The organism is Fenollaria sp. C0166D3, assembly GCF_056590255.1.
In genome coordinates, this window is record NZ_JBWPVU010000006.1 from 115,278 (window position 1) to 125,938 (window position 10,661).

General features: G+C 34.0%; 9 protein-coding genes. All 9 read right to left on the reverse strand.

Annotation, left to right across the window (positions count from 1 at the left end; all coding sequences use genetic code 11):
• Positions 1 to 225: 225 nt before the first annotated feature.
• The 9 genes from AC1EJ0_RS05715 to AC1EJ0_RS05755 all read right to left on the reverse strand — a co-directional run bounded on the left by AC1EJ0_RS05715 (position 226) and on the right by AC1EJ0_RS05755 (position 10,503).
• Positions 226 to 2,016 (reverse strand): nuclease-related domain-containing protein, encoded by a 1,791-nt coding sequence (locus AC1EJ0_RS05715; protein WP_480023524.1) that lies wholly within the window; start codon positions 2,014 to 2,016, stop codon positions 226 to 228.
• 24 nt (positions 2,017 to 2,040) lie between these two features.
• Entirely contained in the window at positions 2,041 to 2,790 is a 750-nt protein-coding gene (locus AC1EJ0_RS05720; RefSeq protein WP_480023523.1) for a hypothetical protein, read from the reverse strand.
• A 168-nt stretch (positions 2,791 to 2,958) separates the two neighbouring features.
• Positions 2,959 to 3,405: a GNAT family N-acetyltransferase gene (locus tag AC1EJ0_RS05725; RefSeq protein ID WP_480023522.1), complete on the reverse strand. Its 447-nt coding sequence runs from the start codon at positions 3,403 to 3,405 to the stop codon at positions 2,959 to 2,961.
• A gap of 185 nt (positions 3,406 to 3,590) precedes the next feature.
• Positions 3,591 to 4,091 (reverse strand): methyltransferase family protein, encoded by a 501-nt coding sequence (locus tag AC1EJ0_RS05730; RefSeq protein ID WP_480023521.1) that lies wholly within the window; start codon positions 4,089 to 4,091, stop codon positions 3,591 to 3,593.
• 12 nt (positions 4,092 to 4,103) lie between these two features.
• On the reverse strand, positions 4,104 to 5,042 hold the full coding sequence (locus tag AC1EJ0_RS05735) for an alpha/beta hydrolase (RefSeq protein ID WP_480023520.1): 939 nt from the start codon (positions 5,040 to 5,042) through the stop codon (positions 4,104 to 4,106).
• Positions 5,043 to 5,116: 74 nt separating this feature from the next.
• Positions 5,117 to 5,746: an L-2-amino-thiazoline-4-carboxylic acid hydrolase gene (locus AC1EJ0_RS05740; RefSeq protein WP_480023519.1), complete on the reverse strand. Its 630-nt coding sequence runs from the start codon at positions 5,744 to 5,746 to the stop codon at positions 5,117 to 5,119.
• Positions 5,747 to 5,796: 50 nt separating this feature from the next.
• Positions 5,797 to 6,624, reverse strand: a complete 828-nt coding sequence (locus tag AC1EJ0_RS05745) for a class I SAM-dependent methyltransferase (RefSeq protein WP_480023518.1) — start codon at positions 6,622 to 6,624, stop codon at positions 5,797 to 5,799.
• Positions 6,625 to 6,895: 271 nt separating this feature from the next.
• Complete coding sequence (uvrC, locus tag AC1EJ0_RS05750) at positions 6,896 to 8,731, reverse strand: excinuclease ABC subunit UvrC (RefSeq protein WP_480023517.1); 1,836 nt, start codon at positions 8,729 to 8,731, stop codon at positions 6,896 to 6,898.
• A complete protein-coding gene (locus tag AC1EJ0_RS05755) occupies positions 8,731 to 10,503 on the reverse strand; it encodes an aminopeptidase P family protein (protein ID WP_480023516.1) in 1,773 nt (590 codons plus the stop codon). The genes uvrC and AC1EJ0_RS05755 overlap by 1 nt, the downstream gene beginning before the upstream one ends.
• Positions 10,504 to 10,661: the final 158 nt, after the last annotated feature.

The window sequence follows — 10,661 nt, forward strand, 5'->3', positions numbered from 1 at the left end:
AAGTAAAATCACTTCTTTAAACGCGCGTCATTAGGCTAATAGCTTTGCTATGATAAACACGGATCATATGCTTAATGTTTTTGCCATGTTAATCGCACGTCATTCGGCTAGTAATTTTGCTAGCGCTATTAAAAACATTTATTAAAACAACAATTTCGAATTGCGCGTACTATGAGTGAAGTAATTTAAAAAGACCTCAAGCTAAGCTGAGGTCAATTGATATGATTAAATATTTAATAGTTTTTTTATAAAATCGCGATTCTCTTCATCTATGTTTGAAAGCATAAGACTAGTATCACTTGTTGTTATTAGATAAGAAAGCTTTCCTTCGTCATCTATCCTTGGTACTAAGGTCAATGAGTTAGTTAAGTTCATAACGCCATCGATCCTTCCTAGCAATTGATAATAATTACTCATAAAAGCAGAATAATTGCTTTGTATTAAAGCAAGACTTTCTTGACTTATAAATTCAGGATTTAAGAATAAATACTTGCGCTTTACATCAGCTTTTGCTTGTGATAAAAGCAAATCCTTAAGCTCTTGAACTTCTTCATCTGTAAAAACATCATCAAAGTTATTAAGTATATACTGTCTTAATAAGGCAGCTCTAAATATCGGATAGCTCGATTGATTATCTACTTCCATCTCGTTGTTTGAGATAACAACTGTGCCATGAACCACTTCATACCATTTCTTGTGATTTATTTTTGAATTTTCTTCCATAAATCTCGTAATAAAAGCTACATGACTCTCTGATTGTTCGATAACGCTGCGGCTCTCATCAGCTAAGCCATTACCAATATTATGAATTACTTTACCATCGTTTTTAACTGTGATGGACCCAGCCATGTAATTTTTAACTTCTATGGTAAATATACCTTTATTGCTAATAAGAATTAAATCGTTTTCTCTTTGCTGGCCATTATGAGCTACGTTTACATTTCTAAGCAGCTCCCAATCTCTTGGCAAAACGCTTCTTAAGTATTCATAAGTAAAGTCTTCACCGCTTTTGCCTCTAGCCAGACCTTTATATAAGTTCTTGTTTGTTTCTATATTTTCAACAATGCTTTTTAATATAGATAAATATCTATTGCCTAAAATAACAAAATTATCATATAAATTCTTTAGACCTTCAAGAGCATCCTCATTACCCTCAAGATAAAAAGTTCTTATTTCAGACTCTATTTCTTCATAAGTGAAGTCTTGATTAACGATTATATGCTCAATTGGATTTTCGCTAGATCTAAGTTTCTTTATATAATCATCATATTTTGAATATCTATTCTCAATTGTCGAAAAATAATTTGCATCGCTTGTATCGGTATTGGTATATGGATAGGCATAAAATATATACTTAATCGCAGTGGCTAAGACCTTCTCAAGGCTTACGGAGTTGTACTGAAGGTAATCGTAGTATGACCTTCCAAATCCTAAGCCTTTTAAGTGCGCGTAAATGATTTCATGTATTGATCTTGTCAACAGGAAGCTTGTTTCCAAAAATGATGTCGCTGCGATATAAGCACTTGCTTCATTCTTAATAATCAATTTTATGAGATCTAATGAATCGCCAAAGGCATGTCCGTGATAATACTCTAAAAATTCATCGTTTGTTAAATATTGTTCTTGGAACAATTCACTTTCTTCGGCCTTATATATCTGTGAATCATATACTAAGCCGCAGATATCTTTTATTCCTATTTCTATATCATATGTGTTAATTCCAAACTCTTTTTTATATTCATTAGCTTTTTTTAGTTCAAACATTAATAAATTGTACATGATATCATCAAAGTCATCTTCACTTAAAGCGCAGTACTCCTTATAGCCATCAGACGTAACTTTATCAATTTTTGCAGAAGGATACTCGCCTAGTTTTAAAGCAGTGAGGATGTTTACAGAAAGCAAAAATCTATTTACTGCTTGTCCAGTTTTTTTAATCGCCTTAACTCCTTTGTCTAGTGCCATATATGTAAAGTTTCTCGCAGCATCATATAAAATATCATCTAATATACTCATAATTAACCCCTTTCCTAAATATTATTAGCCACGTGATTTTATTTCGTAGTTATCTATATATGCATCAAAATTACATTCAAAAAAATCAGTCAGACCGTCATCTGCTTCTTCATCTTGAATTTCTTCCTCTATGGATGCCTCGCTCTCTTCTTCATATTGCTCATCTATATCATTTCTATCTTCATAGGCAGGCTCTTCTGTAATGGCCTGAGCACCATAATCACTTTCTTCAAAGCTAAACTTATCTTTATCAGCTGCCCTAGCTTCTAAGAGCTCATCTTTATAAGGGTCGTCAATTATCTCGAGAATTTCTTTTAAAATTTTATCTTCAGATATATTATAAAACATTTCAGGATCAGATAAGCCTATGCCATAGGTATATTTATCAAAAACTTTAAGTATGCTATTAAAAATATTCACAATATCTCTATCGTAGTCAAATTCATACCTATCTTTATTTTCACTCCATTGCTTAAACGTCAATTGAAGTATCTCATCTCTGTTGACCTCATAAAATCTTCCAGCGTCTGCTTTTATATAAACATCTTGAGAAATTAAAAATCTCATGTATATATCTTTTATCGCTATTAAATACGGTCTATAATCAACATTACTAATCTCAAAATCGCTAGAAGCGCCTCCAAATTCTCTAAGTATGTCAAAAAATTCATTAAAGCTAAATTGCAAATTGTAAAGGCCTAAGACATCTTCGGCTATCGTTGGTAAATTAGCTTTTACTTCATCTAAGCTAAGTTTTATATCATCAACTGGCATTTCTAATCCTCCTTTATCATTCTTAATTAAATTATATCACATATCTAAATATTATTTACAAAAAAAGATACTTTAATCAACTAAGTATCTTTTCTAAAATTCACATATATCTTTTCTTTTTGGAGCAATGCCAACTATCTCATCAAGTATCAATTTAATAAGAAACTACTAAAATTTATGGTAGAAGCAAGCTGAATCATCCAAATCCCAAGCACCTTCTTTTACATAAAAATAGTAGGCTCGCGAATTTTTTAAAGTAGTAAAAAACGCACCACTTATACCTCTTTGCTGCAATTGTTTTATACTCGTTTGGTAAAGTTCTTTTGCTAAACCAGTCCCTCTATATTTTTCAGAAACAAAAAACTCATCAATGTAAAATGTTGATTCACTAGAATATCTTCTTATATGGCCAATTATTGCACCAATTATTTTATTTCCATCGACAATTACATTGCCAAAAAATTTAGGGAAATCTAAAATATCGCTTATGGATTCCATTGCTGTTTCTTTTGTCCATTTATTATTCCAAGGTGGAGCATTGTAGACAGCTACCATTAGTTTTGCTAATTCTTCTAAATCTGATCTTAAAATTTTTCGAATTTCTATATTAATCACTTCCTTATATTTTTTATTTTCCTTTAAATAGCTTTTACATAACTTTTCATGAAGTTTAAAGTTTTCTTGATATTTATATGCTTTCTCTCACTAAGTCTAATCCCGTATCCTATATTACCAACTTCATTCAAAAACCTATCTCTTTCTTTATTTATAAGAAAAAGACTAAATACGTCCCCCTATCTTCAGTCTCGTTTTTTATTTCTAAGCCATGGTATTACTCTGTTTACTTCTTTTAAATATTCTTCATACTCTTTGCCAAATTCATTTTTTAACCATTTTTCTTCTGTGTTTTTCATTAATATTGTTAAGAAAGCCCAAAAAACAAAGGGCAATATTAACAAAATATAATTTGATGTAAATAAAAGTATAGCTGTGAATATAAATAAAAATGCTGAATATACGGGATTTCTTACAATGCCGTATACTCCCGTCGTGATCAATTTATTCTCTTTAACTTTTTTATTTATTTTTTGAATTATAACCGCTTCTATCCATAAATATAGTCCGAGCATTATAAAGAATATTCCTATAATAATAAATATTATTTTCCCTTTACTTATTTCGCCTTGATATAGGTATCCCTTAAGATGAAGGTATCTTCCTAATATTGTAAGAATTAAACAAGTAATTACATATATAGGTCCAACACCAAATGAAGGCATTTTAAATTCTTTCGATTTCATTTTTTCTCCCGGCTATTGTTTTAATAATTCAATAATTTCATCTTGTGCTTCTCTTCCTTCTTTAAAAAATCTCACCAATGGATAACAGTGGCACATTCCTTTTCCGACAATAATTTCGTATGGTACGTGGTATTTTTCCATTGCTTTTTTAAAGGTTTGCGCAAAGGCATAGAGGCATTCATTTTCTCCGAAATAAAAATATGTTTTCGGAAAGTCGCTAAAATCTCCTACAGTTCCATCTAACATATATTCAGGTATGTCTTCATCTCCTTTTGCGATTTCTCTTGCTGTTTTAATGTACGTCGGATCAATCATTACATCCTTGTGGTTAAGTTCTTTTAATTTCTCCCAAATTTCTTTGTTCTCATCGACAGTTACATCCGGAATTCCTCCTGGAGAAACTGAAATAATCTTGCCTGGCATTGGAAGTGGTCTTCCTATGTCGTTGTTATGCAAAAAAATCCCTAGTGATAGACAAGCTCCTGATGAAAATCCAAGGACGCTGATATTTTCTGCTTTATAAGTTTTGGTCATAAGCCTATAGGCTTCAAATGATACTTCATATGTCTTATTTATCTTTACATCTTCTGAACAAAGAGGATAAAATAAAAACCAAACATCTTTGCTGCTTTGTTCCATTATTCTTTCCGATAATTTAAAATCCAGTTTATTCGGTTGTGTAATCATTCCTCCTCCGAATAGATAAAGAACTGCACTGTCGGCGGGCGTTTGATTTTTTTGATATGAAATCAGTCTGTATCCCATAACATCCCTATCAAAAAGATAATATTTTTTTCTCGTAGCCCTTGCCTTTGCCTTTTCTAAATCAAATACTATTTTTGCATTTTCACCTTTTGCATACTCAAGCATCTCTTCTTTGTTCTTTAAAAACATTTTTTTGACGCCTACCATTCTTACTATTGTCGATGCAATTTTATAAGTTAAACTCATTTTATTCCCCTCCTTTAAAATCAATTAATCACAATTTACAAGTTTTCACCAATACTTATCCAAATAACTTCACTTTATTCTCTATCGCCTGTGATGAAATAATCGCAACACTCTGCTCCATTTGCTATAGTATCTTTTCTGTGAAGTACTCCATGCTCAAGACTTATCATAAGCTCATCAAGTTCGCATAATAGTGGCATTAATTCATCTACCCCCAGCTTCTTTGTGTAAGCACAAATAGGGCAACGAGTAATTCTATAATAACAAGCGCCTTCATAAGGTACTCCCTCAAAATCAACTTTAAATGACGTAGGATATAGCTTTTCTTTTTCCTCTGTATACCACTTGTAATACTTAAGAATATTTTTCTTATTGGCCTCTTTTCCTCTCTTAGTATTTAGATTAATTAAGGAAAAATACCATTTGACAGAATAAAGAGATTGGCGCATCATTTCCTGAATGGTTTCTGGTGGAATATTTTTCTCACTTGCTATATAAGGAGCAACAAAGGCAAGGGCGAACATCTCATTGTATGCCATAGGATTGTCATTGCCTATATCATCTGCTTCTTCTATTAATTTTCGATAAATTATTTTGCTCTTTTTAATAATTTCTGAAGCATATCCTTTATCATACTTCTCTATAAGAACTTTTTTCATTGAACCTTTAAACAATAAGAAATAAAAACCTTTATATTTCATCATACATACCTCATCAATTTTCCAAATTTTGTTTTAGTAATTTATATACAAATTTATTTTCTCCCAATAAGAATAGTTGAGCCAGAAAGTCCCAGTAAGATAGCTTCTTTATGACTCATAAAAAGACCCTTTGTTGTATCAATTAATTGCACATCTTGATAACCATCTTTTTTTAGCTTTTCTATAAATTTATTCATATCTCCATATCTTGACTTATTCATCAAATCATGAATAGCAAAAACTCCGCCTTTTTTAAGCACGCGAAATGTTTCCAGTAAAAGTTTTTGTTTATTTCGCCCTACAATATTGTGATAAACATAGTTGCTTGTAACTGCATCAAAACTTTCATCTTCAAAGGGAAGATTTACTGCATTTCCTTCTACAAATCTCACATTTGCTACTCCCTCGGCACTAGCATTGTCTTGGCAGAGCTTCTTTGAAAATTCGCTCTTGTATGAACCACTCCATATATCACAGCCCACCATGATCGCCCCCGGATTTTTCTTAGCACAGGCTATAGTAAGAGCCCCACTGCCGCAGCCCACATCTAAGCCCACTCCACCATCTTGGATTTTTACATAGCCCGCAGTCCCTTCTATCATGACTTTAGCGAGCTTTCTTTTACCCTTGTAATCAAAACTCTTATATAAGATGCTTAACCAGACAGTAATAAAAAGAAGTATTAGGCATACTAAGCCTAGGATAATCCCACAGATAAGCCTTGGCTTTCCTTGAAGAACTAGGTCACTTGCACCAAATATGATAAACAAAATAAAACTTACTAGACTTTCGCCAATTTTAGCGACCAAGAGTCTTTTAGGAACCCAATTTTTGTAATCAGCTTTTATTTTCTTGTCATCATAAAAATCTAATTGATTCATAAAATTTTCTCCTCTTAATAAATAATTTTATAAAATTTCTTTTTATATTCTAATATAATATTTTAATTCACAGCTTTATAATCTTATTCTAAATCCATGTTAGCACTAGCTAACTCATTTGTCAAGCACTTTATATAAATAATTAAATAAACTTTAAATTTGCATAAACAAAAAGTGCTACTCGAATAAGACTAGCACTAAGATTTTTAATTTTTTAACTTTTCATTTTAATTTCAAGTGATAATTCATTAAAAAAAGATACTTAAATCAACTAAGTATCTTTTCTAAAAAATTCATATATATCTTTTGCGTTTGTCTTTGATATGCCCTTGACTGATTCAAGCTTTTCAAGGCTTGCTCTCCTAATCGCATCTATATCGTCAAAGGCTTCATATAATATCTTCTTCTTTTTAGGACCGATGCCAACTATCTCATCGAGTATAGACTGATTGATGTTTTTCTCCCTTAAGGACCTATGATATGTGATGGCAAATCTGTGTGCCTCGTCTTGTATCCTTGTTAGTATCTTGAATAGCTCTGAGCTCTTATCAAGCTTAATGATCTCACCCATATAAGCGAGCGAATCTGTTCTGTGATGGTCGTCCTTCTTTAGTCCGACAACTGGTATCTCTATACCAAGATTGTCCAAAACCATCTGTGCGCTTGATGCTTGGCCAAGGCCGCCGTCTATAAGTATGACGTCTGGCAGCGCCGCGAATGAGCCTTCCTTATCCTTCATACTTCTCATAAAACGTCTCTCAAGCACTTCTCTTAGTGAGCCGTAGTCGTCTGGTCCAACTATAGTCTTAATCCTAAAGCGCCTGTACTCATTTCTTTGCATATCGCCGTTCTCGTAGACAACCATGGACGCAACTGAATTTTGACCCATGGTATTAGATATGTCGTAGCACTCAAGCCTATTTGGCACATCTTCAAGCCAAAGTAAATCCTTGAAGCGCTGCATAGCCATATCCTTTAAGGCTTTCTTCCTTATATATCTGTCCGCATGTTTCTCAACCATGTCGATGGCGTTTTTCTTCGCCATAAGCACCAAGGCTCTCTTCTCACCTCTTTGCGGCACGTGTATGTCGACTTTGTGATTTGCTATCTTTGAGAGTGCCTCAATCATTTCCTCTCTATCGGGAAAATCGATTTCTGAAATGATTTCGTTTGGCATATCGATGTTGGCTGAGTAATGCTGCGAGATAAAGGCTTTGAATATGTCTTTGATCTCGGTCTTCTTTTCATTTTCGAATAGATAATAGTTTCGCTCAACGATTTTCCCGTCACGTATGATAAATAGTTCTAGTATAACGTCTGAGATGCCTTCTGCATAAGCAAGGACATCTCTATTGATGGCGTCGGGCGAAGTAATTTTTTGCTCCTTGTGTATGTCGTTAAAAGCATTGACCACGTTTAAGTATTCGGCTGCCTTCTCGAACTCAAGATTCTTAACCGCTTCGTCGAGCTTAGACTTATATTTCTCCAAAAGTGATTTATCTTTATTTTGAAGTATCTTCATCGCTCTATCAACAAATTCTGCGTACTCTTCTTCAGTTACCTCTGCTCTGCAAGGCGCAATGCACTTGCCAATGAAGTAGTTAAGGCAGGGCCTAATCTTGCCCTTAACCTTCTCGATATTTAAATTACAGTCCCTAAGCTTTAGCTCTCTATTGATTATATCGATTGCGATGTTGACGCTAGCAGCGTTTGGGTACTGGCCAAAGTACTTTGCTCCGTCTTTTCTAAGTAAACGCGTTTTTAATATGCGCGGATACTTTTCATTAGTCGTCACCTTGATGTATGGGTAGCTTTTATCGTCACGAAGGACTATATTGTACTTAGGGACGTAACGCTTAATAAGGTTGGACTCTAGAATCAGAGCCTCAACCTCATTATCAACAATTATATATTCAAACTCGGCAATGTTTTTTACCATCGCCTTAACTTTTTCAGAGTGATTAGTCGAGCTCCTAAAGTAGCTCCTCACCCTATTAGATAAATTTTTCGCCTTGCCCACGTAAATAATCTCGCCCTTGTCATTTTTCATAATGTAAATGCCAGGGTTTTTAGGCAGCTTCTTTATCTCTTCTTCAAAGTTAAACATTAAATTTCACTTGTTACCTTTTTTAGCCAAGCTTTTTCGTCTTCATCTAATAATGGACTCACTTTTTCATAAACAGCTTTGTGATAATCGTTTAGCCATGATATTTCTTCAGCTGTAAGCATGTCTTTATCTATAGCGTCCTTATCGATAGGCGCATATGTTAGTGGCTCAAGTCTAAAGAACTCACCGTATTTACTTGTGCCTGCGTCTTCAACATAAACAAGGTTTTCAGTTCTAACACCATATTTACCGTCTTCATAAATACCTGGTTCAACACTGAAAATCATGTTCTTAACTAGGTCTACGTCATTATATCTAGAAGAAATATTATGTGGTCCTTCATGAACATTTAGTAAATAGCCAACGCCGTGACCAGTGCCGTGAAGGTAATCCATTTGGTTTTTGTAAAGGTCTAGTCTTGCTAATAAATCTAGTGAAGATCCCTTAGTGCCCTTCTTAAATACAACGCTCATAAGTCTGATGAAACCCTTTAAAACTAGAGTAAATCCAGTTCTTTCTTCATCACTCAAATCGCCCATCGCCATAGTTCTAGTGATGTCTGTTGTACCAAACTTATATTGTCCGCCGCTATCAACAAGTAAAAGTCCCTTTGCTTCAAGCTTTTTGTTAGTCTCTTCGCTGGACATATAGTGAACGATTGCGCCATTGTCAGCGTAACCGCAGATAGTATCGAAGCTTTCTTCTAAGAAATCTTCTGACATAGCTCTAAAATCATGAAGTTTGTCTTGAACTGTAAGCTCATCAAGCTCAGTCTTATCAGACTCCTTAAGCCACTTCATGAATCTCGCTATAGCAACGCCATCAGTTATGTGCGCCTTCTTTATATTTTTGATTTCAGTATCATTTTTAACCGCTTTAAACTTTGTAGTGATGTTTATGTCGTCTATAACGTAGTTGTCGTCTTCGATTAGCTTAAACATGTATCTATTGATTTTATTTTCGTCTAGGTAGATGGTCTTGTCCTTGATCTTTCTTAAATCATCTTCAAAGGCTTCATATGCCTTAACTTCAACGCCTTGTGCACTAAGCGCCTTGATTATGGCATAATCAAGCTTATCAAGATCAGTGTAGATGGCTGCCTTATCAAAATCGATGTATGCGTAAGAAATTAATACTGGCGAGTCTTGTATATCGTTTGCTCTGATATTATATAGCCAGCAGATGTCATCAAGTGAAGCGATTATGCTAAGGTCAGCGCCTTCTTCCTTAAGCGCTTCTCTAAATCTCTTTAATTTATCTCTAGTGCTTTCACCCGCCTCTTCGTCTGATAGTATAAAGGCTTTATCCTTCTTAAGAGCAGGTCTATCAGTCCAAATCTCTGAAATAAGGTCGACGTCGTCAACAAATTTAACATCTCTACCATCAACAAGGTCCTCTATCCTTTCAAACATCGCTTCGGAAAAAGTCTTGCCATTAAAGCCAATCACTTCGCCCTTAGCTACGCTATCTCTAAGATATTCCATAAATGTTGGAACGCCTGGCTTACCCCATTTATATAGCTCATATGAAGTGCCTTTTAATTGATTTTCTGCTTGAACGTGATATCTTCCGTCCGCCCATAGCATTGCCTTATCCATAGTGATGATGACATTGCCTTGTGAGCCAGTAAAGCCTGATATGAAGACTCTATCCTTGTAGTGATCAGAAAGATACTCGTTCATATGTGGGTCCGCTGTGGCAACTATATACATAGTGATGCCGTTTTTCTTCATTAATTCTCTTAAACTTTTAACTCTATCGTCAATTGACATTATAAAACCTCCCTTATATATGTATTATACCACATACGAAGATTTTTTAATATATGGACTTGAAAATATATTATTTGTACATCTTAATTGTCAAGACATATGTTACACTTAGAAAAATATTCTTTTACAACTTGGTTTGGTGTCTTAAAATTTAATGA